At 31.9% G+C, this 24,874-nt stretch carries 24 protein-coding genes and 1 pseudogene; 5 read left to right on the forward strand and 20 right to left on the reverse strand.

The features are described from left to right. From BLV84_RS12585 to BLV84_RS05575, 11 genes and pseudogenes are all read right to left on the reverse strand, one after another. A pseudogene (locus BLV84_RS12585) lies at nt 1-131 on the reverse strand (cation transporter); the annotation flags it as partial. A gap of 2,491 nt (nt 132-2,622) precedes the next feature. Continuing rightward, complete coding sequence (locus BLV84_RS05530) at nt 2,623-3,081, reverse strand: GNAT family N-acetyltransferase (protein WP_093241173.1); 459 nt, start codon at nt 3,079-3,081, stop codon at nt 2,623-2,625. 748 nt (nt 3,082-3,829) lie between these two features. Continuing rightward, nucleotides 3,830-4,291: a hypothetical protein gene (locus tag BLV84_RS05535; protein ID WP_093241178.1), complete on the reverse strand. Its 462-nt coding sequence runs from the start codon at nt 4,289-4,291 to the stop codon at nt 3,830-3,832. Between the two features lie 61 nt (nt 4,292-4,352). Further along, the gene (locus tag BLV84_RS05540; RefSeq protein ID WP_093241181.1) at nt 4,353-6,095 is read right to left on the reverse strand and encodes a tyrosine-type recombinase/integrase; all 1,743 of its coding nucleotides are present in this window, start codon (nt 6,093-6,095) and stop codon (nt 4,353-4,355) included. 183 nt (nt 6,096-6,278) lie between these two features. After that, a complete protein-coding gene (locus tag BLV84_RS05545; RefSeq protein ID WP_093241184.1) occupies nt 6,279-7,712 on the reverse strand; it encodes an MltF family protein in 1,434 nt (477 codons plus the stop codon). 169 nt (nt 7,713-7,881) lie between these two features. Then, on the reverse strand, nt 7,882-8,493 hold the full coding sequence (locus BLV84_RS05550) for a porin family protein (RefSeq protein WP_093241188.1): 612 nt from the start codon (nt 8,491-8,493) through the stop codon (nt 7,882-7,884). A 101-nt stretch (nt 8,494-8,594) separates the two neighbouring features. Next, nucleotides 8,595-9,461: a sigma-70 family RNA polymerase sigma factor gene (locus BLV84_RS05555; RefSeq protein WP_093241191.1), complete on the reverse strand. Its 867-nt coding sequence runs from the start codon at nt 9,459-9,461 to the stop codon at nt 8,595-8,597. Between the two features lie 247 nt (nt 9,462-9,708). After that, nucleotides 9,709-10,143 carry an FKBP-type peptidyl-prolyl cis-trans isomerase gene (locus BLV84_RS05560; protein WP_093241194.1) on the reverse strand — a complete coding sequence of 145 codons (435 nt, stop codon included), beginning with the start codon at nt 10,141-10,143 and terminating at the stop codon, nt 9,709-9,711. A gap of 155 nt (nt 10,144-10,298) precedes the next feature. Further along, nucleotides 10,299-11,141: an OmpA/MotB family protein gene (locus tag BLV84_RS05565; protein ID WP_093241198.1), complete on the reverse strand. Its 843-nt coding sequence runs from the start codon at nt 11,139-11,141 to the stop codon at nt 10,299-10,301. Nucleotides 11,142-11,146: 5 nt separating this feature from the next. After that, nucleotides 11,147-11,794 carry a uracil phosphoribosyltransferase gene (upp, locus tag BLV84_RS05570; RefSeq protein WP_093241201.1) on the reverse strand — a complete coding sequence of 216 codons (648 nt, stop codon included), beginning with the start codon at nt 11,792-11,794 and terminating at the stop codon, nt 11,147-11,149. Nucleotides 11,795-11,839: 45 nt separating this feature from the next. Next, nucleotides 11,840-12,268, reverse strand: a complete 429-nt coding sequence (locus BLV84_RS05575; protein ID WP_234953101.1) for an ArsC family transcriptional regulator — start codon at nt 12,266-12,268, stop codon at nt 11,840-11,842. A gap of 88 nt (nt 12,269-12,356) precedes the next feature. Between BLV84_RS05575 and BLV84_RS05580 the strand changes: the two genes are divergently transcribed. Continuing rightward, nucleotides 12,357-13,592: an NAD(P)/FAD-dependent oxidoreductase gene (locus BLV84_RS05580; RefSeq protein WP_093241207.1), complete on the forward strand. Its 1,236-nt coding sequence runs from the start codon at nt 12,357-12,359 to the stop codon at nt 13,590-13,592. A 206-nt stretch (nt 13,593-13,798) separates the two neighbouring features. After that, complete coding sequence (locus BLV84_RS12425) at nt 13,799-13,966, forward strand: Lacal_2735 family protein (RefSeq protein WP_143521329.1); 168 nt, start codon at nt 13,799-13,801, stop codon at nt 13,964-13,966. 1 nt (nt 13,967) lies between these two features. On the opposite strand, the gene BLV84_RS05585 is transcribed toward BLV84_RS12425, so the two are convergent. From BLV84_RS05585 to BLV84_RS05605, 5 genes are all read right to left on the reverse strand, one after another. Next, the gene (locus BLV84_RS05585; protein WP_093241211.1) at nt 13,968-14,813 is read right to left on the reverse strand and encodes a phospholipase A; all 846 of its coding nucleotides are present in this window, start codon (nt 14,811-14,813) and stop codon (nt 13,968-13,970) included. A gap of 95 nt (nt 14,814-14,908) precedes the next feature. Continuing rightward, nucleotides 14,909-15,952, reverse strand: coding sequence for an NAD(P)-dependent alcohol dehydrogenase (locus BLV84_RS05590; RefSeq protein WP_093241214.1), 1,044 nt, complete (start codon nt 15,950-15,952; stop codon nt 14,909-14,911). A gap of 202 nt (nt 15,953-16,154) precedes the next feature. Continuing rightward, the gene (locus BLV84_RS05595) at nt 16,155-16,334 is read right to left on the reverse strand and encodes a hypothetical protein (RefSeq protein ID WP_093241217.1); all 180 of its coding nucleotides are present in this window, start codon (nt 16,332-16,334) and stop codon (nt 16,155-16,157) included. A 102-nt stretch (nt 16,335-16,436) separates the two neighbouring features. Further along, a complete protein-coding gene (locus tag BLV84_RS05600) occupies nt 16,437-18,233 on the reverse strand; it encodes an SLC13 family permease (RefSeq protein ID WP_093241220.1) in 1,797 nt (598 codons plus the stop codon). A gap of 66 nt (nt 18,234-18,299) precedes the next feature. After that, nucleotides 18,300-18,737 carry an RrF2 family transcriptional regulator gene (locus tag BLV84_RS05605; RefSeq protein WP_093241223.1) on the reverse strand — a complete coding sequence of 146 codons (438 nt, stop codon included), beginning with the start codon at nt 18,735-18,737 and terminating at the stop codon, nt 18,300-18,302. Nucleotides 18,738-18,828: 91 nt separating this feature from the next. Here BLV84_RS05605 and recQ point away from each other — a divergent pair, with 91 nt between their 5' ends. After that, nucleotides 18,829-20,904, forward strand: a complete 2,076-nt coding sequence (gene recQ / locus BLV84_RS05610; RefSeq protein WP_093241226.1) for a DNA helicase RecQ — start codon at nt 18,829-18,831, stop codon at nt 20,902-20,904. A 3-nt stretch (nt 20,905-20,907) separates the two neighbouring features. On the opposite strand, the gene BLV84_RS05615 is transcribed toward recQ, so the two are convergent. Then, the gene (locus BLV84_RS05615) at nt 20,908-21,540 is read right to left on the reverse strand and encodes a LamG domain-containing protein (protein ID WP_093241229.1); all 633 of its coding nucleotides are present in this window, start codon (nt 21,538-21,540) and stop codon (nt 20,908-20,910) included. 167 nt (nt 21,541-21,707) lie between these two features. Here BLV84_RS05615 and BLV84_RS05620 point away from each other — a divergent pair, with 167 nt between their 5' ends. Continuing rightward, nucleotides 21,708-22,679, forward strand: coding sequence for a PepSY-like domain-containing protein (locus BLV84_RS05620; protein ID WP_093241234.1), 972 nt, complete (start codon nt 21,708-21,710; stop codon nt 22,677-22,679). A 76-nt stretch (nt 22,680-22,755) separates the two neighbouring features. Here BLV84_RS05620 and bcp read toward each other — a convergent pair whose 3' ends face one another. Then, nucleotides 22,756-23,211 (reverse strand): thioredoxin-dependent thiol peroxidase, encoded by a 456-nt coding sequence (bcp, locus tag BLV84_RS05625; RefSeq protein WP_093241238.1) that lies wholly within the window; start codon nt 23,209-23,211, stop codon nt 22,756-22,758. 31 nt (nt 23,212-23,242) lie between these two features. On the opposite strand from bcp, the gene BLV84_RS05630 reads away from it, so the two are divergent. Further along, a complete protein-coding gene (locus tag BLV84_RS05630) occupies nt 23,243-23,908 on the forward strand; it encodes an endonuclease III domain-containing protein (protein ID WP_093241242.1) in 666 nt (221 codons plus the stop codon). Nucleotides 23,909-24,014: 106 nt separating this feature from the next. On the opposite strand, the gene BLV84_RS12555 is transcribed toward BLV84_RS05630, so the two are convergent. Further along, nucleotides 24,015-24,167, reverse strand: coding sequence for a hypothetical protein (locus BLV84_RS12555; protein WP_200796263.1), 153 nt, complete (start codon nt 24,165-24,167; stop codon nt 24,015-24,017). A 52-nt stretch (nt 24,168-24,219) separates the two neighbouring features. Then, the gene (locus tag BLV84_RS05635) at nt 24,220-24,807 is read right to left on the reverse strand and encodes an RNA polymerase sigma factor (RefSeq protein ID WP_093241245.1); all 588 of its coding nucleotides are present in this window, start codon (nt 24,805-24,807) and stop codon (nt 24,220-24,222) included. Nucleotides 24,808-24,874 lie beyond the last annotated feature (67 nt).

Here is a 24,874-nt window from a genome sequence, read left to right on the forward strand (position 1 = left end):
ACGGTCAATTTTCGATTCGGAATATCAAAGTCCAAATTCGCAATGCTTGAAATTCCGTCCAATTTCATTCGGATAAGATTTTCCTCTGAAGGACAATCCATTTTGGTAATTTCAAATATTGTTTTATTCACTTGGTTTCTGGGTTTTTCGGCATTACTTACAACGGATTTGTGTATGAGTAGTAGCGAGATTTTAGCTCGTAACTTTTCTCAATTCTAAAACCATAAATTTATAACTTATTTTTGTTTTTCAACACAGACTTCGCTATTACTTATACATAGTGTTAGCGACTGGTTTTTTCTTTTCGATTTAGCTCGCTTTTTAATCAAATATCAACCTTAAAATTCCTCAAAAAAATTTCGAACTTTTTCACCAGTTTGGGATTTGATCAGATTCATTTTCATTCAGCTAGAAACTTATCTTTATTAAATATCTATTTGGCAGATTTGTGTCCAATTCTACGTAGCGATTTTTAATTCCAACATTTTGGCAAGCTCGTCTTAAGTCTAAAATGAAAAATCTTTTGGTTAGCTATAAATTCATTTTTTCGTAGTGATTTTCAATTCTGATAACTTTGGCGAACTCGTTTTGATTCTTAGTGTTAATTTTCTTTGGCAAGCTATGAATTTTTTTTCAGAGTGTGATTTTCCGATTTCTGATTGTTTTTTGAGTTATAAAATTCAATTTATAATCGAAATTATTTTGAGGAACTCTTTCTTCTCAACTTGTCGCTAACGGTTTTGTGTATGAGTAGTAGCGAGATTTTAGCTCGAAACTTTTCTCAATTCTAAAGCCTTAAATTTATAACTTATTTTTGTTTTTCAACACTGACTTCGCTATTACTTATACATAGTGTTAGCGACTGGTTTTTTCTTTTCGATTTAGCTCGCTTTTTAATCAAATATCAACCTTAAAATTCCTCAAAAAAATTTCGAATTTTTTCACCAGTTTGGGATTTGATCAGATTCATTTTCATTCAGCTAGAAATTTATCTTTATTAAATATCTATTTGGCAGATTTGTGGTCAATTCTACGTAGCGATTTTTAATTCCAACATTTTGGTCAGCTCGTTTTAAGTCTAAAATGAAAAATCTTTTGGTTAGCTCTAATTCATTTTTTCGTAGTGATTTTCAATTCTGGAACTTTTGGCGAGCTCGTTTTGATTCTTAGTGTTAATTTTCTTTGGCAAGCTATCAATTTTTTTTCAGAGTGTGATTTTCCGATTTCTGATTGTTTTTGAGTTATAAATTTAATTTATAATCGAAATTATTTTGAGGAACTCTTTCTTCTCAACTTGTCGCTAACGGTTATGTGTATGAGTAGTAGCGAGATTTTAGCTCGAAACTTTTCTCAATTCTAAAGCTATAAATTTATAACATAATTTTCGTTTTTCATCACCGACTTCGCTATTACTTATACACCTTGTTACACGCAGGCTTGATTCATAGAATCAAAGTATTTTCATTCTTGAATTTCATTTCTAAAATATCTTAGAATTGATTTTTTCGTCGTCGTGAGATTTCATCTTATTATTTTTGCTCAGTTTTGATTTTTAAAGGACTTTCCAATTTTAGAAGTCATTTCTCCGTAGCGATTTTCAAATTCCAACATTTAGGCAAGCTTGTCTTTATTCCTAGAATACGATTCCGTTTGGCTGATCAGAATTCAATCCTATTTTCAGAATGATTTACAATTCCGATAATTCGTTTTAGCTTGACTTTATTCTAAATGTTTATTCGTCGAGTTAGCTTAAAGATTTACATTTTTCCATTCAGCTTAATTTCAGCAAAATTTTTATTTTAAAACTTAAATTACAAATAGGGTAGCAGCTCATTTTTTAGCTTGCGTGTAACGGTTATGTGTAAGAGTAGTAGCGAGATTTTAGCTCGAAATTTTTCTCAATTCTTAAGCTATAAATTTAAAACTTAATTTTCGTTTTTCATCACTGACTTCGTTATTACTTTTACACCTTGTTATCACTAGGTTTTTATTTTTCGTATGATCTCAGGTTTTAACTTTTTATTCAACTTAAAATACTTTAAAAATGTATTATTTATTGGCGCGCTTGGGTTTTCATCGTTTCTGGTTTCGTAAAGGTTGATTTCGTCCAACTATAAATTCGGTCGAATAGCTTTAGTCATATTTTCATAACGATTTTCAATTTCAATTCTTTTGGCGAGCTTGTCTTTAGTCTAAGAATACAATTCCGTTTGGCAGCTCAGAATTCATTTCTCCATAGTGATTTTCAAATCCTTTGATTTCGTTCAGCTCGTCATTATTCACCAGTTAAATATCCGTTTGGTCAACTTTCTGATTTTCTCCGTAGTGATTTTCAATTCCGAACATTTGGCAAGCTTGTCTTCAATCTTAATATTATTTTCTTTTGGCAAGCGACAGAATTCATTTCTATTTTCAGAGTGATTTTTCCAATTCAATATTTTCTTTTCTTAAAATACTAGAAATTTAAAATAGGATAGAGGATTTTAAATGTGCGGCTTAACTTAGTGATAACGGTCTAGTATAACCGTCAGTTACGGGTTTAAAATTACTGTTTTTTGGTTAAGCACAGAAGTTAGCAATTCCGAGTGGATTCGGACGTAGTCGAATCCGCCGTAATTGCGGTTATACATTGTTGGCATTAGTTTTTATATTCATTTCCATTTGATAAAGGTCAAAACCTTTTGCCCAAAAATCCTTTTCAACTTTTTCAAGTTCAAATCCCATTTTCTCGTAAAACTTACAAACAAGTTGAGTTGTCCGAACAACTATTAACTCAATATTTTCTTTTTCTTTTAAATGATTAATTCTGTATTGAGTTAATTTTTTTCCGATTCCATTTCCTTGCGAGTTAGGGTCAATCATATCCCACGAAATTCGTGCGAGATTTTGTTCCGTAAAATAATTAATTCCTCCAGCGCCAATAATTTCAGAGTTTACTTCGCAAACAAAATAATCTTCTATTTCATTGTCAAGGTAATATTCAAAATCCTTTTCTTCTGAAGAGTCAAAATATTGAGGTGTATTTTTTCTCAATAATTCAATTATTTTGGGTTTATCAGAATTTAAATATTTTCTTATCATTCTTTGTTAGTTCGGATTTTTTTCAAATTAATGCCAACGGTGTCGCATATACTTAGTGCGACCTTAATTAGCTTTTATTTTGTTTTCAATTTACTGACTTTTATAAAAATACTCAAACTTATTTTTTCATCACCGAACCCAAGCATTAAGTATATGCATTGTTATACGCAGTTTTTTACTTTTCGATTCATCTCATAAGTTTAATCTTATCTAAACCTTAGAAATCCTCAAAAATTTCGAAATTTTTCGGCGCGCTTGGTTTATCAGTATTTTGGATCCAATAGAGATTTATTTCATTAAATTATAGATTCAATCGGCTAGCGCAAGTCATATTTTCGAAGCAATTTTCAAAACCGTTGATTTCGGTTAATTCGTCGTTTTTCTCCAATTAAAATGCATTTGGCTAGCTCTGAATTCATTTCTCCGTAGCGATTCTTAATTCCGACATTTTGGCAAGCTCGTCTTTATTCGTAATATCAATTTTCTTTGGAAAGCTCAAATTTCAATTTTATTCAGAGTATTGATTTTCAGTTCAGAATATTTTTCTGTTTTCAGATTTTTATAATGAATCGAGATTATTTGAGGATAAGTTTGTCTCAAATTGCGTATAACGGTCTCGCATATCGACTCGTTGCGGGTAAATTAGCAATTATTTTTAAATTATAGATTTTAATTTCCAGAAAGTCCCAAACCTTCGATTTCAATCACAAACTCCGCAATGAGCGATATGCAGTGTTGTAAAACGTTTTTATTTTCTTTTCAGTTTGACAGAATCAACAAAAAAGTCCTTTTTAGAAATATTTTTTTGAAAAAATTGTAATAATTCTGATTCAGATTTAAAATCACTTTCTCTCAATTTATCATTTACCTCTGAGTATGTTAGTGTGTTGTTATCAATATTAAAACCGTAAAATACATTCGTTTTCTTGTCCTCATATTCACTAATTATATTCAATATGTTAAATCCATTAATTGTTTTTGAAAAAGCAATGGATTCGTCCATTTTACCATTTTGTATGGTTATCAGCTTATAAGTCTTTTCATTATTTTTTTCAATTCTTAATATTTCATCATCTTCGTTTGACCACTCTCCTATTAATTCGGTTTTTATTCTTTCATCATTCGGTAATGAAAATTTTGATTCTAATGCACAACTTAAGATTAGAAAAATTAGTGAAATTCCGATAATTTTACCTAAATACTTTTTCATATTTTAATTTTTTAAATGTTTTACAACTAGTATATATCCTCAAAGATATATAACTTTTTGCTCAATTTATCTCTTTATTTTTGTTTTTTAAGCGATCTAATGGACTTTGAATTTTTGAATGACTGCCTTTGCTCACATGTGTGTAAATTGTTGTGGTCTTGATACTGTTATGTCCCAAAAATTTCTGTATGAATCGAATATCTGTCCCGCTTTCTAATAAATGCGTTGCGAAACTGTGTCTTAATGCATGTATACCAACCTTTTTATCGATATTGGCCTTTTTAACAGCTTTCCGCATCACTGATCCAGCACTAGCAGTTGAATAAGGCTCTCCCTTTACACGGCCTTCAAATACATAGTCTTTTGTATCATATAAAGATCTGTATATTTTTATATATTCAACAATAGAATAAGGGAGCATCACTAATCTATCCTTTTTGCCCTTACCAGATTTAATCATGATCTGATGTTTTTCTTCGTCAATATCTCTCCATCGTAATTGACATACTTCACTTACTCTCAATCCTGCGCCATAAGCCATTAACAATAAAAGCTTATGTTTTGGCTGATTAACCGCCTCAAATATTCTCTCACATTCACTTTCTGATAATACTGTTGGTAATTTTTTCTCCTTCTTAGGGCGAGGCATTTTCATAAATGACATATCCTCATCCCATTCTTTGACATTTTTGAAATAAAATTTTAACGCATTGACCACTAAATGTCCACTCGAAGATGATAATCCCATTTCAGTGTAATAGGCTAAATACTTCACAACATCTTTTTTTGTAAACTCCTCTGGATCTTTGTAATTGTAGTATTTCAGAAAATTAATGAATGCGTTTGAATAATTCTTTAAAGTTGAACTGCTGTAATTCATTGCCATCAGCATATCAACCATATCTTCAACACAAGGCTTGGCGTGCTCAGGAACTAAATCAAGAATATATTGACGTGTTGAACTGATTTTTTTTGATTTCGAATTAATAAAATTCGATTTTTTTAAATATTTTTTTGGCAAATGAGATTCAATGTCAACTCCTAAAGCATCTGTATGTAATTGCAGAGCTTCATTCATTTCTGGCGTTGCTGGCAACAAATAGGCGTCCTTAGTTTTACTGTAAACACTATAAGATAATCGTTTTAAACAATCAATAAGTCTGTAGTTATTTGAAAATTTAATCAGCATATACCGTGTATCTTCTTTATAAACAAAGATTTCTATGCGTAACTTTTCTTCATGATTATCTTTAATTAAATAATCATCTCCAAACAAGGGGACTCCAAATATCTTTTCTACATTTTTTTTGGCTTCAGGATGACGATAGACCATATAAACTTTGTGATGAGAGTTCCAATAAACGCCTTTAACTTTTTTGAGTTTTTTGACATACTTAGAAACATATTGACATTGTAATACCCAATATTTACCAACATTATCAAGTACTTTTAATTTGAGACGAGGGTCAATCTGATATTCAGATTTATGTGCAGAATGCAAAGGTTTAGTTTTCTCTGACTGCAGTTCAGCCTTTTGGCTTATGGGCAAAGTGTGTCGCTTTTCAGCGCTTGCCTTGTCTGTATTAATAGTCTTGTCAATACTGATATCATAGGTGTCAAAATCTTGTTTAAATTGATGATAAGCTTTCTTAGAATATGATATATACCAGCAGCTTTTGGACTTACTAAAGCGTGCATTTAAGGATTTAAGCTTTTTTTTCATTGATGTATCGTATGCATCATAAGGAAAAAAAATTCCGATACGATGATCACCACGATGCCATATTTTCTTTAAAGAAATCAAAAAACTAAAATTTTATCACGACTTCGTCATCCTGAGTTACATTTTAAGACATAACATAGGATAACATTTATAGACTAACGAATATAATAAAAAATATAATAATTAGCAGTAAATCAAAGGTGTGAAATGTTATTTTTTCAAAAAAAGATTGTTTAATAAAGAAAACAAGGAAAGAATATTGAATTATTTGTCAATAAATTTTTGATAATGCTCATATCTTTCAAAAATTTCATTAACGTAATTATAAGGCTCTAAGCCTCTAACATAGCCATATTTCACAACTTTATTGATGTAATATTTTGGACTGCTCAATTTAAGAACTGCTTCCTCAACATTTTCATCCCAAATAAGTGGATCGTCTCCTAATGATTCAGCTAGCTTCTGCGCATCTCTAATATGATAAAGCCCCGCATTATATGAAGCTAAAGCAAACTTAATGCGCTGAACGGAATCCTGAATTTTATCATGCGCTGCCATCATTTGTGTTAAATAAGCTGAGCCACCTCTCACACTTTGATCAGGATCATTCGGATTGGTAATTTTTAATTCTTCTGCAGTCTTAGGCATAATTTGCATTAAGCCTTGCGCACCAACCCATGATTTTTCATGCGGATCAAACCTTGACTCTTGATAAATAACTGAAGCTAATAAACGCCAATCCCAATTTAGAGTGTCATTTGCATATTTTTTAATCAAATCATCATATTGACTAATTTTTCCTTCATTTAAGCTATAAAAATCACTTTTTACACGGCGTTTAAACAAACGTTTATTCTTAAAATATTTATTATAAATCACATGATAATCTGTCGTTTTCTTAGCTTTCATAATCCATTCATTAACAACTTTAAGTAATTCAGGATTGTTTTGACGTGTTGCCCAAGCTATGCGTTGAGAGAAACTGACTTTTGTACTGATATCTAAAATAGGATAGTAAGAAGCATTGATAAATGCGATATTTTGATCAGCTACTGTATACTTAATTTCACCTTCAGCGATTTTTTTGATAATTTTATCGGCTGACCAGCTCCCTGGAATTGGATCTATATAAATTTCTTCACCAATCTCACTCGATAAATTTTTGATACGATCTGCATAAGATGATTCCTTTTTAACAGAAATCGTATCGCCACTTAACTCAATAGGGTCGGTAATGAGTTCATTTTTAATTTCATGCAATTTCATCTGACGCCAGTACTCAGGTTTTCGTTGTATTAAAACTTGATAAGAGTTGTAAAGTGCATTTGTAAATGAAATTTTTTTCTTACGATCTTCAGTTATTGTAAAGCCATAAGCCAATAAATCTGCATCACCGCGATTAAGCATTTCAATAAGTTTATCTTCGTCTTCAGCGATAATAATTTCAAGTTCAAGATCTAAGCTTTCAGCTAAGCGCTCAAGCATTTCGTATTCAAAACCCATTGGGCGTCCTTTATAAAGAAAGTAGGTTGTACTGCTGTAAGTTGTGATTGCTCTTAAAACACCTTCCTTCTTAATGTCTTCATAGCTTCTTTGAAATTTTGAAGTCTCAATTTCAGTGTTTTTAGAAGCTGATGTATTCGGATTTTGGCATGCATTAAAAAGAATAATCATGAAACTAAGAAGTAAAATCCGCATAAATCAATTTTTTCTCAATATACTAAAATTTATAAAACTCAATTAATTCATGAAATCCCATTATGAATATATTTAGAGAAGATGAACTTAGACTGTATAATTGATGAATTGACATAAAAAAGGAAGACTGTCAAAGTCTTCCTTTATCATATAAAAAGTGATTGTTTGCTTAAAACATAAATCCAACACCAGCTTGAATAACTGAATTATGAGAATCAGTATCTTTTATCAAGTCAGAGAAACCATAGTTGTAACGTGCATCTACGAAAAATCCGTTATCGAATTTGTAACCTGCACCAACAGTACCGCTAAAATCAAAATCTTGAGCTTCAGGCAGCATTGTGTCATCAACGTTGACATCACCAGACTCACAATCAATTTCTTCATTAACCTTAAATCCAATTTGCGGACCTGCGTAAACATTTAATCCTTCAATTAAATAAACTTTAGCTAACAAAGACACTTGAATGTAGTCTAGTTGATATTCAACCTTATTAGTGTCGAAGTTAACTCCAGCTACATTAATGTCTTCAACTTCAAAACCTTGTCCTGAGTAAAACACTTCTGCTTGTAATGAAAAGCGTTCAGAATAAGGAACTTCGGCAACAATACCAGCGTTAAAACTTGTTCTTGAATCAGGGCTATCAAAATCGTCTCCTGTGACAGAGGCAAAGTTGACACCACCTTTAGCACCTAACTGTACGACTTTTGAATCCGATTGAGCATTTGATGTTAGAATTGTTCCAACTGTAATTGCTACTGTTAGCATTAATTTTTTCATAGTTAAATTTTTATTTGTTCATGACAAATGTAACTGTCCATTACTTAAATCGTTCACAAGTAAAGTTTAAAACTATATTAAAAGTCCAGTAGAATTAGGGCTTAACCTAAATATTTCTTTAAAATTTTGTTTTTAGACTGATGTTTCAATCTGCGAATCCCTTTTTCACGAATCTGTCTTACACGTTCTCTACTTAAATCAAACGTGTCACCGATTTCTTGAAGCGTCATCGCAGGCTGATTGCCAATACCATAGTTTAAACGAATGACATCAGCTTCTCTTTGAGATAAAGTATCTAAAGCGCGATTGATTTCCACGCTTAAAGAATCTCTCATAAGTTGATCATCCGGAGTCGGTGATTCAGCTGAACTTAAAACATCGTATAAGTTAGAATCATTTTCACCTTCTTTAAATGGCGCATCCATCGATAAATGACGACCTGAGTTTTTGAGTGCAATTTTTACTTGCGCTTCACTCATATCGAGTTCCTTTGCAATTTCCGTTGGAGAAGGAGGGCGTTCATTAATTTGCTCAAGATGTGAAAAGGTTTTATTAATCTTGTTAATAACACCAATTTTATTTAATGGCAACCTCACAACACGAGATTGCTCTGCCAAAGCTTGAAGAATTGACTGTCTGATCCACCAAACAGCATAAGAAATAAATTTAAAACCTCTCGTTTCATCAAAACGTTTTGCAGCTTTGACTAAACCTACATTTCCCTCGTTGATTAAATCTGGAAGTTTTAAACCTTGATTTTGGTATTGTTTTGCTACTGAAACCACAAAACGTAAATTTGCGTTTGTTAACTTTTCAAGAGCAACTTGGTCACCTTCACGAATACGTTGCGCTAATTCAACCTCTTCATCGGCTGTAATTAAATCAACTTTACTAATATCTTGTAAATACTTATCTAAAGATTTAGATTCTCTATTTGTAACCTGCTTTGTAATTTTAAGTTGTCTCATATACTAAAAAAGAATATTAATACCGTTAATACTGAATCCCGCCAATATAATGATTTTAATCGAGTATTCCAAATATTATTTGATTTTCAGACAGTTACAAGGTGTAATTTGGCTGAAAATTAGCTTTTGAGACACAAAAACAACATCTTAAATGACTTTAAATTTATTTTATCGTTAACTTTCGAATGTTTAAAACACAAAAAAGCCGCTCGAAAAGCGGCTTTTGAATCTATGTGATGTTGTGAAATTATGATTTAATTTCTACAACTTCAAGGTCGAAAGTTAAATCGTGGCCAGCAAGTGGGTGATTAGCATCAACTACAATGTGATCATCTTTAACTTCAGCAACTCTTAATTGTCTTTCAGTTCCATCAGGATTTTGAGAAACTAATCCCATTCCAACTTTTGGTTCAACTTCTTTTGGTAAGTGCTCTTTGTCAACTTTTTGAAACAACTCATCACGAACGTCACCGTAAGCATCATCTTTAGCGATTTCGATTGTTTTCTTTTCATTAACTTTCATATCAATAACACCTTTTTCAAATCCAGGAATTAACATTCCTTCACCAAGTGTAAACTCTAATGGTTCTCTTTCTAAAGAACTGTCAAATACTTGACCATTAGAAGCAATTTTACCTGTGTAATGGACTTTGATTGTGTCTTTGTCTTTTACTTGACTCATAAAATATATTTTTCAAATTAAATATTGGCGCAAAACTATGGTTTATAATGTGTTTATCCTCATTAATGATGATTTATCTTTAAATAAGACCGATATTTTTACATTTTCGAAAGAAATAAGACTGCTTTTCTTAAAAAAATTATGAAATATTTATTCTATCGTCCTAAAATCTCCATGAAAGTTTTTAAATCAGGTGCTAATTTAATCTCTGTTCGTCTGTTTTGCTGGCGACCTTCAGCAGAAGAATTATCTGAAATAGGTGAAAAATGACTTCGTCCTGAGGCTATAATTCTGCTTCCATCAACACTAAATTTATCTTGAAAAATTCTGACGACTGATGCTGAACGTTTTAAACTTAATTCCCAATTGTCCTTTATATATGTATTTGTTGTCACAGGTTGATTGTCTGTATGTCCTTCAACACGAATCATCATAGTAGATTCAGATTGTAAAATCTTAGAAATATGTTTTAAAAGCTGATAAGCTTTAGGATTGACAAAAGCGCTTCCTGACTTAAATAAGATAGATTCTCCAATAGAAATTTCAACCATAGGTTGATGAACTTTCACTTTTAAATCATCAGCGTATTCAGCATTTTCACCTAATTTATTTCTTAATGAAGCTTTGATGTTTTCTTCAAATGCAATGTTCAATGAATCTTGAAAATTTTCAGCTTCAGCTAATCTTGAATCATCAACTTGACTCAAAATACGATTGACTTTATTCCTTGTACTTGGGCTTTCTAAAGATCCATCTTCGGATAAGCGTAAAGTATTTTCATTCTCATCTTGCAATTTTTCAATTTGTGCTTGATACATCATCAAATCATCTTCCATTGATGTTTGATTGTCTTCACAAATTTCGTTCTCTTCTTGCAATTTTGCTATTTCAGCATCACGCATTTCTAACTTATTTTCAGCTTGTGTCAACTTCTTTTTGGAAACACAACTGACAGAGAGCAAAGCAAACCCTGACAAAACAATAACTTTTTTCAACATAAATTTTAAATTTTTGGGCCGTAAGCCAAATCGCCAGCATCACCAAGACCTGGAACGATATATTTTTTTTCGTTTAAACCTTCATCCATTGTTGCAACCCATAGAGTGACATCATCGTCAAGATGCTGTCCAAGATATTCAACACCTTCTGGCGCAGCAACAACAGCAAGAATATGTAACTTTTCTGGTTTGCAAATCTTATGTAATTCTTTGATACTTTCTAACATTGAAATACCCGTTGCAAGCATAGGGTCGACGAGTAAAAGCGTTTTCCCATCAATGATAGGTAATGATTTGTAAGCGAGTTCTACTTTTACACCTTTATCAGTGTTTACACGATTTGCAGATATAAAACCGCTATCTGACATGTCAAAATAATTCATCACGCCTTGGTGTAAGCTTAAACCAGCTCTGAGTATTGAGCAAATGACAACTTTGTCTTGCAGTTCATGTGTTTTCTTAATGCCTAAACTCGTTTCTGTCTGAGATTCCTCATAATGCAAACACTTACTGACTTCATAAGCCATAATTTCACCGATTCTTTCAATATTACGGCGAAAGCGCATGCGATCACTTTGTATATTTTTATCTCGAATTTCATTTAAAAAACCTGTCATTAAAGAAGGTTCATTATCAAATGTTTTAAGGATCATTTATTTTAAATTTTGTACAAAAATAAGTAATTCTTTATGAAAATTTTATGGAATCGTAATGTCATTTGTATCTGGCTCTTGAAGTTTCATAATATCATTGACATTTGTGATAAAAACAGCTTTTTTTCCGCGCACAGCAATACCGTGTTTAAGTATTTCTTGATTATGAGTCAATAATTTCATGGCTTCATTGTCATAAATCTCAGGTTTTTTATGATCAAACTTTTCTTTAATAATGTCATGATCAAAATTAATTAAATCTTGAGGAGAATCTAAGTTCAAAAGATCAGCCAAATCACCCCATTGTGTTTCAGTCAGTTTAACTTCAGATAAATTAACCACTTTTTTGATTGCTTTAGAGGCTTCAGCAACTGCAATACTCTGTTTTGCCATCCTGTTATCAGGATGAACATATAATTTTATTAAATTCTCGTTTTGTGATAAAACTCCCATATCTTTGTTTTTGTTTGACATACTAATTAATTTTTCGTTTAAACTATTAATTATTTTAGTGCTAAACTATTTTATTAATATAATTTTATATTTCTTAATCTAAATAATAATGAATACAAAAGAAATTGCCATCATTGGAGCTGGAATGAGCGGATTAATTGCTGCTCAAAACTTAGAAGAAAAAGGCTACAATTATACAGTTTATGAAAGCACAGATCGCGTAGGAGGTAGGTTAAAAACTGATTATAGAGATGGTTTGCAATTTGATCATGGTTTCCAGATTTTGATGACAGCTTATCCTGCAGTTCAAAAATATTTAGATTTAGATTTATTGAATCTTGAAAAATTTATTTCTGGAGCCAAAATTTTCAAAAATCAAAAAATTGAAACTATTGGTGATCCTAGACAAGATATTTCCTTGGCATTACCAACATTGACAGCTGATATTGGTAGCTTTTCTGATAAACTCAAAGTATTGAAACTTTCTCAAGAAGTCAAAAAGAAATCTTTAGATGACATTTTTTTAGCTGAAGAGAAAACAACATATAAGTATCTAACTGAATATGGTTTTTCTAAAGAAATAATCGATCGCTTTTTTAAACCATTTTTTAGCGGTATTTTCTTGGAAGAAGATTTAGAAACATCTTCAAGACATTTTGAATTCGTCTATAAGATGTTTAGTTCAGGTAATGTTGCTATTCCCAAAAAAGGAATTCAAGCGATTCCGAATCAAATTTATGCAAAACTCAAAAGAGAAAATATTGAGTTTAATAAGAAAGTTAGCTTAATTAAAAATCAAACAGTTTATTTTGAAAATGGAGATCAGAAGTCTTTTGATTACATCATCATTGCAACTGATGCATCACGATTTATTTCAAATTTAAGGAAGCAAGCGGTAGAATGGTATGAAGTTGAAAACTTTTATTTTAAAGTTGAAAAAAGAATTTATAAAAAGAATTTTATCGGTTTAATGCCAAAAGAATCGTTAGTGAATAATTTTAATTATTGTAACTTATCATCAAATGAGGATGTTTTGTCTGTTAGCGTTGTTCGTCAACATAATTTCAGTCAACCACAATTGATTGAGAAAATTAAAGATGAATTTGAGAAGCATGCCGGAATTACCATCAACGAATGCGTGAAGCATTACAAAATTTCTCAAGCTTTGCCAAAAATGGTCTCTGTCAACTACATGATGCCAAAAACAGAAACGCAATTGACAGATTACATCTTTTTAGCTGGTGATCATTTGTCAAACGCTTCTTTAAATGCCGCAATGCTAAATGGAGAATCTGCAGCTCAAGCGATTATTCAAAAAATAGAGAACGGCATCATCAATACCTAAAAGAAGATGGGATATTGATTTTAAGTTTAAACAATTTTAGAAACTTCTATTTTACATAATATAAATTATAGGACAAATATGATTAGTTTGAAATATAAACTATAAAATCAACTTTAAACAAAATAGATAAATCTCATAATTTTTATAACAAATGAATTCATCAATGAACTCTATTTTTATTTTAGTGTTGAAAAAAATCTATCATTATGTTTGGACTATTTAAAAAGAAATCAGAGAAAGAAAAATTACAAGCGGAATACAAAAAATTGCTTGAAGATGCGCACCGACTTTCAACAACCAATAGAAAATTGAGTGATCAAAAAACTTATGAGGCTGACCAAATCTTAAAAAAGATCGATCAATTGCCTGAATGATTTAATTCAGTAAACCTAAATCTTTAGACCGAATCACATAGCCAACACGAATGGAATGAATTTCATCCGTGTAATTGATTAAACTTTCAGAGTAACCATTGAACAACTCTAACATAAATCCTTGATTATTATCTTTAAACGGTGTGTAATAAATTCTTGTTCTGATGGCGCCTTTCCATTCCCAATTTAATCCTTTCCTGACCATCACCTCTGCTTCTAATTTTTCTGGAATCAAAATACGAGAATAGGTTAACTCTGCTAAACCTATATATTCCAACAAGTCAGGGTTTCCTTCTTTATATTGAAAGGGCAACCAAACTTTGGCTTTTAACTTTGATTTTTCTGATAAACTTGTGCGATAACTCAAATGTAAATTGTTCCAACTTCTTGAATAAATACTATCTCGACCGTTAGATTCGTGCTCAAACATCAATGATAAAACGCCTGTTAGTCTGTCGTTTTTAGTGTAAATGGGTTTGCCTAAACCAATTGAAGGGTTAAAGTTAATTTCCTTAAAAGGACTTGATTCGTCATAAATATTCCAGAAAGATTTTTGACTGTAAGTGACAAATAAATAGGTGTCCCATGGTAAAGTATTTCTGGTAATTAATTGCTTGAAACTGACATTATATTTAACATCAGCAGATTGTCGGTCGACCTTTTCATTCAAAGGGATTCCTGTGATAAAGTAATTGTCTTTATAAATCGAAAATCGAGACATTTTTTGAATACTATCATTGACTTGCTCTCGTGTGAGTTTTTCATTTAGCTCATTTTCTTGAGCTAATAAACTCTGGAAGTTGAATATAAGAATGAAGAATAAAATAAATGATAGAGATTTTTTCATGTTTTAGATTTTCAATATTAAGTTATAAAAAATCTGTCTAAACTTGAATTTAGACAGATTTAATTTTTAAAAATGTTTTATACAGAATAGATGTTTTAATTTAGACTCTCCATATCAATAACAAATCTATACTTTACATCTGAACTTGTTACACGATCATAGGCTGTATTAATATTCTGAATATCAATCATCTCAACATCACAAGTGATATTGTGTTCTCCACAGAAATCTAACATTTCTTGAGTCTCTTTAATTCCTCCGATTAAAGAACCTGAAACACGTTTTCTCCCAGCAATAACGCTTCCACCATGCATTGGCTCCAAAGGTTCAATAGCACCGACTAAACAAATTGTTTTGTCTCTTTTCAATAAGCTCAAATATGGATTTAAATCATGTTTTACAGGAATTGTATTTAGTAGAAAATCAAAACTGTTTTTGTGCTTTTTCATTTCATCTTTATCGGTTGAAATCAAAACTTCATGAGCTCCTAAACTCTTCGCATCTTTAGATTTACTTTCGGATCTCGTAATCATCACAACATGCGCACCAAGTGCATTGGCAAATTTGATTCCCATGTGACCTAAACCACCTAAGCCAATGACGCCAACCTTGTCCCCTTTTTTGATATTCCAGTGTTTTAGAGGTGACCATGTTGTAATACCCGCACATAATAAAGGTGCTGTTCCTTTAGGATCAATGTTTTCAGGAATGTTTAAAACAAAATGTTCATCAACAACAATATCTTGAGAATATCCACCATAAGTATGTCCGCCGCTATGTTTGTCTTTTCCGTTGTAAGTACCAACCATTCTTTCTTCACAAAATTGCTCTAAATCATCTTGACATGATGGGCAAGTTCCGCATGAATCAACCATACAACCAACACCAACACGTTGGCCAGGTTTAAAGTTTTTGACGTCACTCCCAACTTCAACAACGCGACCGATAATTTCATGGCCAGGAATCACAGGATATTTTGATCCGCCCCAATCATTTCTGACCGTATGTATATCAGAGTGACAAACACCACAATATTCAATTTTAATGTGAACGTCTTTTGCTGTGAGCTGACGACGCTCAATATTTAAGGGTTTTAAATTTTCTTCTGGCGTTTCGACGCCGTATGCTTTAACTTTCATAAATTCTTTTTTTGTTGAGGCAAATTAAGATTTTTACAAAAGGTATAAATATTCAAACTCTCATTTGTCATATCTTTAACGCTTTGAAAAGGGTTTCAGCATAAAGTTTATACACTTCAAAAACTTGATTTCAAGACTTTTTATGATGACTACTACTCTTTCAGATATTCTATATTTATCAGTAATAATTGATATGAAAATATTATAAAGAATAAAGTACAATACCGCCAATAATCGCAAAAACAAGAGCGGCGTAAATTACTTTTTTCCATCTCAAAGGAATGGTTTCACTTTTATAAACGCCGTAAAGTCCAAGTGGAGGGACGAGAATCAATAAATAGCCAAGGATATATCTGTTATACCATTTCTGCTTGGTTTTCATAATAAATGATTTATACTAAGATACGAAATTCATATCAATAGAAGTTCAATTAATGTCATTTAAAATTTTGATTATTAAAACCATAACAATTAAAGAACCATCTTAAATCATTCCGTAGTAATAAGGAATCAAAAAACTAGCAACCAACCAAAAGATGAGATTTAAACCGAAACCAACCTTGAAGAAGTCTGTGAATTTGTATTGACCGGCACTGTAAACCATGGTATTAGTTTGGTATCCTATCGGTGTCATAAATGTTCCCGAAGCGGCAAGCATCACAGCGATAAGAAAAGGCATCAACTCGTAATTTGCTGAATGTGCTGTTGCAATAGCGATCGGAGCCATCAGTGCAGCAGAAGCATTATTCGACATCATTTCCGTCAGTAATGAAGTGGCTAAATATAAACCAGAAATCAAGGCAATTGGTCCATAAGCGCCTAAAGACGAAATGAGATTATCAGCGATTAAAAGATCTAAACCTGTTTTTTGCATCGCTGTTCCTAGACTGATCGCACCAGCCAATAGAAATACAATCTTCCAGTTAACAGATTGATAAATTTGTTTGATATCCAAGACTTTAGTTAATGCTAATATCACAACAACAGAAATAGCACCAACCATAATATCAATAATGTTCAGAGCTGCTAAAATCACCATCGCTAAAATCAATCCGCCAACAATTCCAAATTTCTTTCGGTTAAAATCAGTCACATGATTTTCTGATAAAAGCACAAAAGGAGCATCTTCTTTGGCTTCAATCTTCTTTAATTCTTTGATATAATGTGTTTTAACTTCTGCCAAGATAATATCACCAGATTTTAAAGTGACATCATAAAGTTGATCATGCTTCAGCTCTTCTCTATGTTTTAAAGCCAAAGGAACAGCTCTAAAAGACCTTCTAAAATCAATATCTCTCAAGGTTTTATTATGAATCATTGATGAAGATGTGATCACCATTTCAACTAAAACAGAATTCGTTCCTTTTAAATTATTATCGGCTAGTTTTAAGGGTGAAATCTTAATTGATTTCGTTTTATCTTTTAAAGATTTTATTTTTTCAACATTACAGCGAACTTTCAGTAAATCTCCTTTCTGTAAAACAAAATCTCCTTGTGGCAAATTAAATCGAGAGCCATTTCTTTTGACTTCAATAATGTCCATATCATAATCTTTCACCAATTCAGAATCCATAATTTTCTGATTAACAGAAGTTGATTCTTCCAGAATTTCAAGATCGGTTAAATAGTTTTTAAGCTTAAATTTATCTTCAAGATTTTCATCGCTTTTTCTATTTGGTAGAATTCTAATGCCGATAAATCGCATATATAAAATCCCAACAACCAATAAACATAGAGCGATTGGCGTCATTTCAAACATATTAATCTCAAGGCCGGTTTCATTTTTAGAAATCCCGCTCACCAATATATTTGTTGATGTTCCAATCAATGTGCACATCCCACCAAAAATTGACGCGAATGAAAGTGGAATCAACATTTTTGATGGACTTTGACCTGTATTATGAGCAATTTGAATCACGACAGGAATAAAAACTGCCACAACTGGCGTATTATTGATAAAGGCTGAAATGGTTGCGATCAGTAGCATCATCATCAATAAACCTGTATCAAATTTGTATTTGAAAATTTTAGATAAGCGATGAGCCAAATATTGAAGTGCTCCTGTTTTGAGTAAAGCTGCACTTAAAATAAACATAAAAGCAACTGTAATTGTTGCTTTATTACTAAAACCTAAAACACCTTCTTCTGGCGTTAAAACACCAGTTATCACAAGTGAAACAACAATTAATAAAGCAATTAAATCAACTGAAATGATTTCAGTTATAAATAAAATAACGGCAATTAGGATAATAATTAAAGTAATGATTGCTGCTGAAGTCATTGGCTATTTTCTGGCTTCAAATATAATTAGTCTATCGGATGTATAGAGTAATTAATTAAAAAAAGTTTAAATTATATTTTTAAGGTTGCCTTCTCGTTTTATAATCTGCTCTAAATCAGCCTTTTTCAAAAGTTCAACAGTTTTATTTCTCACTTCGTAAAAGACATCACGAATACCGCAAGTTTCTTCATCTATACACTCCTCACAGCGTTCATAATAATTATAAGTCACACAAGGTAATAAGGCGATTGCACCATCAAATAATCGCATCACTTCGGCAAGGTTAATTTCTTTAGGTGCTTTTAACATATAGTAACCTCCACCCTTTCCCTTCTTACTAGCCAAGATGCCAGCTTTTTTGAGATCTAATAAAATGGCTTCTAAAAATTTCTGAGGAATATTTTGAGATTCAGAAATATCACTAATACGAATAGGATTATTATTATCTTGCTTAGCGAGGTAAACTAGTGCGTTAATGGCGTATTTCGTCTTTTTTGAAATCATAGCAGCACAAAGATATCATTTTTGTTTGCTTTGTTTCAGAATTCAAATTGTATTTTTGTCATTCTTTTATAATCCCAATTTTTAGTTTCAAATGCAGGCAACTTTAGAAAATTTAAAGCATTATTTTGGTTACGATTCTTTTCGTTTAACACAACAGGAGGCCATTCAAAATTTACTGAATAAAAAAGATGCCTTGGTGATTATGCCTACTGGTGGCGGAAAATCTTTATGTTTTCAATTACCAGCGCTACAATTTTCGGGTTTAACGCTTGTCATCTCTCCTCTGATTGCTTTGATGAAAGATCAAGTGGATGGTTTAAAAGCCAACGGAATTTCAGCTGAATTTTTTAATAGTTCTCAAAATTTTGAAACACAACAAGAAATTTTAGAAAAAATTAGCCGCAAAGAAATCAAGCTTCTCTACACAGCTCCTGAAAGTTTATCAGGACTTCAAGATGTCCTCAAGTCCAATTACATCAGTTGTGTTGCTGTTGATGAAGCGCATTGTATTTCATCTTGGGGACATGATTTTAGGCCTTCATATAAACAACTTGGTTTTCTCAAGAAATCAATGCCAGATGTTCCCATAATTGCTTTAACAGCAACGGCTGACAAGGCAACTCGTGTTGATATTTTGAACCAACTCTCTATTCCGAAAGCAAAGGTTTTTATCAGCTCGTTTAATCGAGAAAATATTTTCCTCAATGTGAAAATGGCAAATAAAAGATTACAGCAAATTGAAAAATTTCTTGACCGTCGCCCTGATGAAGCTGGTATTGTTTATTGTTTGAGCCGTAAATCAACCGAAAAATTAGCGCAAGATTTGGAAGCTTTAGGTTATCAAGCTGAAGCTTATCATGCAGGCTTAGACCATGAAACCAGAAGTGAGATACAGGAGAATTTTATTTATGACAAAACTCAAATTGTTTGTGCTACAGTTGCTTTTGGAATGGGAATCGATAAATCAAATGTGCGTTGGGTGATTCATTATAATATGCCCAAAAATATAGAAAGCTATTACCAAGAAATCGGTCGTGCAGGTCGCGATGGTTTAGCTTCTCAAGCGTTGATGTTTCACTCTTACGCTGATGTGATTCAGTATAGAAATTTTATTGATAACTCTGGAAATCAAGAGGTTCAGTATGCGAAACTTGATAGAATGAAGCAATTCGCTGAAGCAAAATCTTGTCGTCGAAAAATTCTATTGGCTTATTTCGGTGAGTATTTAGAAGAAGATTGTGGTCATTGTGATATTTGCTTAAATCCTCCACAATTTATGGATGGTAAAATCAATGCACAAAAAACCATTTCTGCTGTTGCGAGAGTGCAACAAAATGAACCTATTGGTGTAATTATCGATATTTTGAGAGGTGCCAAGAATCAAAAGATTTTAGACAGAAATTATGACCAATTAAAAACTTATGGTGCTGGGAAAGATGTTGCTTGGCGTGATTGGCAACATTATGTTTTAGAAATGATAAATCAAGGTGTTCTTGATATTGCTTTTCATGATGGAAATAAACTTAAGCTAAATAGTTTATCTAAAAAAGTTTTGTTTGAAGACTATCAAGTCTCACTAACTAAACCGATTGATCCTAAAGTTGAAAAACGAGAAATGATTACAAAATCAAGGAAAAAGAAAACTTTGTTTGAAAGCTTGCGACAGTTGAGAATGCAAATTTCAAAAGAAGAAGACTTACCGCCTTACTTGATTTTTAATGATGCGAGCTTAAAAGAAATGGAAACTCAAAAACCAAAGGATTTATCAGAATTTATGACAATTTCAGGTGTTACTCAAAGAAAGGCTGAACGATTTGCTGAAGAGTTTCTTAACATCATTAATCAACACACCAAAACGAGAAAAAAATCAAAAGGATCGACCTATTTGAAAACTTTTAGGCTTTATGAACAAGGCTTAAGTCTTGATGAGATTTGCAAAAATAGAGGTTTAAAGGACACGACTATCATTTCACATTTAGCTAAGTTATATGCTGATGGTAAAAATGTTAACTTACTCAAATTTGTAACAAAAAAAGAAATCGATCAAGTTTCAAATGTTTTGAATGACATTAAATATGAAGGTGCTTTAAAACCGATTCATGAAGCTTTAGATGGAGAAATACAATATGGAAAAATAAGATTAGCCCTTGCTTATTTAAAAGTGTAAAATTTATTGATTTCTAACAATAACGGTTGATGCCTTGACCCCTGTTAATAAATTCCAAACATTGTGTGCAATGACTTTACCATTGTCAATAGCCTTAAATTCAGCGGTATTTGGGCCAGAATCTCCTTGATTCAATGCGATAAATTCAACTTTATTGAATCCAACTTCAAGTTGAATCGTGATTTCTTTATAAGCATTTTCAAGGAGTAAGTTTTCGATGACAACTTTTCCATTCAACCTAACCTGTACTCTATCACCATCAAACAACATATGATCTCGACACATGAAAACCATTTTATCAGAAGTAGTGACAAAATCACCTATATGCATATCACGACCAAACTCTTCTTTCATTTTCTGATCGTTTTCATTTTCAGGTTTTGAATTAAATTTCTTAGTGTATAAATCGCTAGGATTTGTCATTTGCTCCTTAGGCTGAAAATTGATTCCCTTTTCGGGTTTCTTAAAAATATTATCAACTTTAGATCGATTAGGAATTCCTAAGGTATTATTACCTGAATTTATTTTCCCGCGACTAAAAACAGCTCCACTATTCTTAGTGTCTGATCTCGATGCATCAATTTGAGAATAAGCCAATTGGCCTAAAAAAAGCAATATGATTAGAAAATATTTCATAATAACAAAGATATGGTAATGAGTGATTTAAAGTCACTTGAAATAATATTTTAACACTTGTTAGGTTTTGTATACCCTTTAAGCTAAAGCTAAGTTAAAAACAATCTCGGCCACAATAAAAATTGATTTAACTGGTTTTATTTGCAAATAACCTAAAAATAAATTTTATGAAAACTATGAAGCCTATGTTAGGTCTTTTTGTTGCAGCTTTAACATTTTACAGCTGTAGCAGCGATGATGATGCAGCACCACAGCCGCCAATGACAAAATCATCATTAACTATTAAAGCCCAATCCGGTTTAAACGGAACCGCTGAGAAGATCACCAACGCAGCATCTGATGTTGAGATCAATCAATTCATGATTAACCTATCAGAAATTGAATTTGAATTTGCCGATAACGATCAAAATCAAGTTTTTTCTGTTGGCGCAATGGATGATGAAGATGATCTAGCTTACGAAGATTTACCAGAGGAAATTAAATCTTATTTAGACGATAATTACCCTGAAGATGCTTTCTGTAAAGCTGAACTTGAAGATGATGGTCCTTATATGTACGAAGTGGAATTAGAAAGTGGCTTTGAACTTTATTTCAGAGATGATTTTACACTTTACGCAACTGAAGCGAGTGATGAACCTTGTAATGATGATGGAAACCAGGGTGGAAACGCTTGGGGAAGTCAAGATGATATTGAATTAGCTGGACCTTTTGAATTAGATTTAAGTCAAGGTGAAGTCACAATCGCCAATGTTGAAATTCCAGTTGGTGTTTATGAAGAAATTGAATTTGAAATGGATATCAATAATGATCCTTCTAGTGATCTTTATCAAAAATCAATCATGATTACAGGTATTATTTCTGGTAAACCTTTCACTTTTTACCACACTTTTGAAGAAGAGTTTGAAATTGATTACGAAGATGCTGGTCAGAACCTAGTCATTGAAGAAGGTAGCGACGCCTCTGTTGTTTTTAACTTCGACTTGCAAGCTGTCATTAATACTGTTGACTTATCTTCTGCTCAAGATTTAAATAACGATGGTACAATAGATATCAGTCCAATTGATGAGGACGGTAACAACGCTTTAGCAAACCAAATTAAAAACGCTATTGTTCAGTATGCTGAATTACTTGATGATTAATTAAACATCTAATTGTTATATAAAAAAGGCTCTGAATTTTCAGAGCCTTTTTGCTTTTATTAAATTAACGAAACCCTTATTCAGTTAATATTTGTTCTGCGTGAGCTTTTGTTTTTACTTTCTTAATGATATCAATGATGATTCCTTTTTCATCAATAATAAAAGTTGTTCTGTGAATGCCTTCATATTCTTTACCCATAAACTTTTTTGGTCCCCAAACACCAAAAGCATCAATGACTGATTTGTCTTCATCAGCAATCAAAGGATAAGGCAATTCATACTTCTTTTTAAAATTTTGCTGACGCCTTTTCGTATCGGCACTTACACCAAGAATTTTAAAGCCTTGTTTTTCAAAAGTCTGCCAATTATCCTTTAAATTACAGGCTTCTGCAGTACAACCTGGAGTGCTTGCTTTAGGGTAAAAAAATACGACAAGCTTACTTCCTTCAAAGTCTTTAAGTTGGTGTGTGTTGCCATCTTGATCTTCTGCTGAAAAATTTGGAGCCTTATCTCCTACATTTAATGATGTCATAATTTTGTATTTTTGTTTAAAAATACAAAATATGCGTAAGACTGAAAAAGTTGACTTTGTTATTAAAACTCTAAAAGAACTTTATCCACGTATTCCTGTTCCTTTAGATCATCATGATCCTTACACTTTACTTATTGCAGTTTTACTTTCTGCGCAAAGTACTGATAAGAAAGTCAATCAAATTACGCCTCAATTGTTTGCAAAAGCTGATAATCCTTATGATATGGTCAATTTATCTGTAGAAGAGATCAGAGAAATTATTAAACCAGTTGGTCTCTCTCCTATGAAGTCAAAAGGTATTCATGGTTTATCGAAAATTCTCATTGAAAAACATAATGGTCTAGTCCCGCAAAATTTTGAAGATCTAGAAGAGTTTCCAGCGGTTGGACACAAAACGGCAAGCGTTGTTTTAGCACAAGCTTTTGGAATTCCGACTTTTCCAGTTGATACACATATTCATCGCTTGATGTATCGTTGGAATTTGAGTACAGGTAAAAATGTCGTTCAAACTGAAAAAGATGCGAAGCGGCTTTTTCCTATTGAGTTATGGAATGATTTACATCTGCAAATCATTTGGTATGGTCGTGACTATTCACCAGCACGTGGTTGGGATTTAGAAAAAGATATTATTACAAAAACTATTGGGCGTCAATCTGTTATTAAAGAATATTATAAAAAGAAATCTAATAAGATATAACATTCAACTAATGGTTCAAGTCGCGTTACTAAATATCAATTAGTCAGTGTGTTATAATGTTTTCAAATAATTGAAATCAGTCTATAAAGATTTTATTGATCCACTTCTAATTCTGAAGAGAATCATATTCTCCATTTGAAGTTTTTATAACTCTCAAAGATTGAGAATAGCTTAGAATAAATTGAATTGTATCTCGACTTGGTCGCAAATCATTTTTGTTTTTAAGTTCTGAAGATTTTTTTGAGTAATTTTTTATCATGATGTTATTGTTTATATCCATCATAATAACGTTTGAACTTAAAAAATATTATCTAATTCACGAGAGTCATATTTTTATCATCTATTTCCTTTCTTAAATTAATCAAAGCGTAACGCATTCTTCCTAAGGCTGTGTTGATACTGACATCAGTTTTAAGGGCGATTTCTTTAAAACTCATCTCCTTAAAAATTCGCATTTGTAAAACTTCAAGCTGATCTTTTGGTAATACTTTAATCAATTCATGCAAATCGCCTTCAATTTGATCTTTAATTAATTTATTTTCTGCATCTAAGCTGTCATCTGAAATTAAATCAAAGATTTCAAAATCACCTTTACTATCAAATTTTGGCATGCGTTTATTCTTTCTAAAATGATCAATAACGAGGTTGTGAGCAATTCGCATAATCCATGGTAAAAATTTGCCTTCTTCATTGTATTTACCACGTTTTAAAGTACGGATCACTTTAATAAATGTTTCTTGAAAAATATCTTCGGCGATTGATTTATCCATCACTTTAGAACAGATAAAGCCAAAAATTTTATGTTCATGCCTATTGATAAGCATAACAAGCGCATTTTCATCACCAGCGATGTAGGCACTTACAAGTTCAGATTCAGGAATAGTTTTTAATTCACTCATAACACTAAGTCTTATAGTTTGGATGTATAAAAAATAAATAACTAATAAGTAGTATTATGCAATAGGC

It is taken from the genome of Psychroflexus halocasei (assembly GCF_900107595.1).
In the GTDB taxonomy this organism is placed as follows: domain Bacteria; phylum Bacteroidota; class Bacteroidia; order Flavobacteriales; family Flavobacteriaceae; genus Psychroflexus; species Psychroflexus halocasei.

Bases quoted from the DNA above. Each gene is read 5' to 3' on its own strand.
- BLV84_RS05595 (WP_093241217.1), bottom strand. From the start codon at position 16,334: ATGAAAACCAAGCAGAAATGGTATAACAGATATATCCTTGGCTATTTA.
- BLV84_RS05530 (WP_093241173.1), bottom strand. From the start codon at position 3,081: ATGATAAGAAAATATTTAAATTCTGATAAACCCAAAATAATTGAATTA.
- BLV84_RS05630 (WP_093241242.1), top strand. From the start codon at position 23,243: ATGCGTAAGACTGAAAAAGTTGACTTTGTTATTAAAACTCTAAAAGAA.
- BLV84_RS05565 (WP_093241198.1), bottom strand. From the start codon at position 11,141: ATGTTGAAAAAAGTTATTGTTTTGTCAGGGTTTGCTTTGCTCTCTGTC.
- BLV84_RS05555 (WP_093241191.1), bottom strand. From the start codon at position 9,461: ATGAGACAACTTAAAATTACAAAGCAGGTTACAAATAGAGAATCTAAA.
- BLV84_RS05575 (WP_234953101.1), bottom strand. From the start codon at position 12,268: ATGTCAAACAAAAACAAAGATATGGGAGTTTTATCACAAAACGAGAAT.
- BLV84_RS05535 (WP_093241178.1), bottom strand. From the start codon at position 4,291: ATGAAAAAGTATTTAGGTAAAATTATCGGAATTTCACTAATTTTTCTA.
- BLV84_RS05550 (WP_093241188.1), bottom strand. From the start codon at position 8,493: ATGAAAAAATTAATGCTAACAGTAGCAATTACAGTTGGAACAATTCTA.
- BLV84_RS05620 (WP_093241234.1), top strand. From the start codon at position 21,708: ATGAAAACTATGAAGCCTATGTTAGGTCTTTTTGTTGCAGCTTTAACA.
- BLV84_RS05545 (WP_093241184.1), bottom strand. From the start codon at position 7,712: ATGCGGATTTTACTTCTTAGTTTCATGATTATTCTTTTTAATGCATGC.
- BLV84_RS05580 (WP_093241207.1), top strand. From the start codon at position 12,357: ATGAATACAAAAGAAATTGCCATCATTGGAGCTGGAATGAGCGGATTA.
- BLV84_RS12425 (WP_143521329.1), top strand. From the start codon at position 13,799: ATGTTTGGACTATTTAAAAAGAAATCAGAGAAAGAAAAATTACAAGCG.
- upp (WP_093241201.1), bottom strand. From the start codon at position 11,794: ATGATCCTTAAAACATTTGATAATGAACCTTCTTTAATGACAGGTTTT.
- bcp (WP_093241238.1), bottom strand. From the start codon at position 23,211: ATGACATCATTAAATGTAGGAGATAAGGCTCCAAATTTTTCAGCAGAA.
- BLV84_RS05590 (WP_093241214.1), bottom strand. From the start codon at position 15,952: ATGAAAGTTAAAGCATACGGCGTCGAAACGCCAGAAGAAAATTTAAAA.
- recQ (WP_093241226.1), top strand. From the start codon at position 18,829: ATGCAGGCAACTTTAGAAAATTTAAAGCATTATTTTGGTTACGATTCT.
- BLV84_RS05605 (WP_093241223.1), bottom strand. From the start codon at position 18,737: ATGATTTCAAAAAAGACGAAATACGCCATTAACGCACTAGTTTACCTC.
- BLV84_RS05635 (WP_093241245.1), bottom strand. From the start codon at position 24,807: ATGAGTGAATTAAAAACTATTCCTGAATCTGAACTTGTAAGTGCCTAC.
- BLV84_RS12555 (WP_200796263.1), bottom strand. From the start codon at position 24,167: ATGATAAAAAATTACTCAAAAAAATCTTCAGAACTTAAAAACAAAAAT.
- BLV84_RS05560 (WP_093241194.1), bottom strand. From the start codon at position 10,143: ATGAGTCAAGTAAAAGACAAAGACACAATCAAAGTCCATTACACAGGT.
- BLV84_RS05585 (WP_093241211.1), bottom strand. From the start codon at position 14,813: ATGAAAAAATCTCTATCATTTATTTTATTCTTCATTCTTATATTCAAC.
- BLV84_RS05615 (WP_093241229.1), bottom strand. From the start codon at position 21,540: ATGAAATATTTTCTAATCATATTGCTTTTTTTAGGCCAATTGGCTTAT.
- BLV84_RS05600 (WP_093241220.1), bottom strand. From the start codon at position 18,233: ATGACTTCAGCAGCAATCATTACTTTAATTATTATCCTAATTGCCGTT.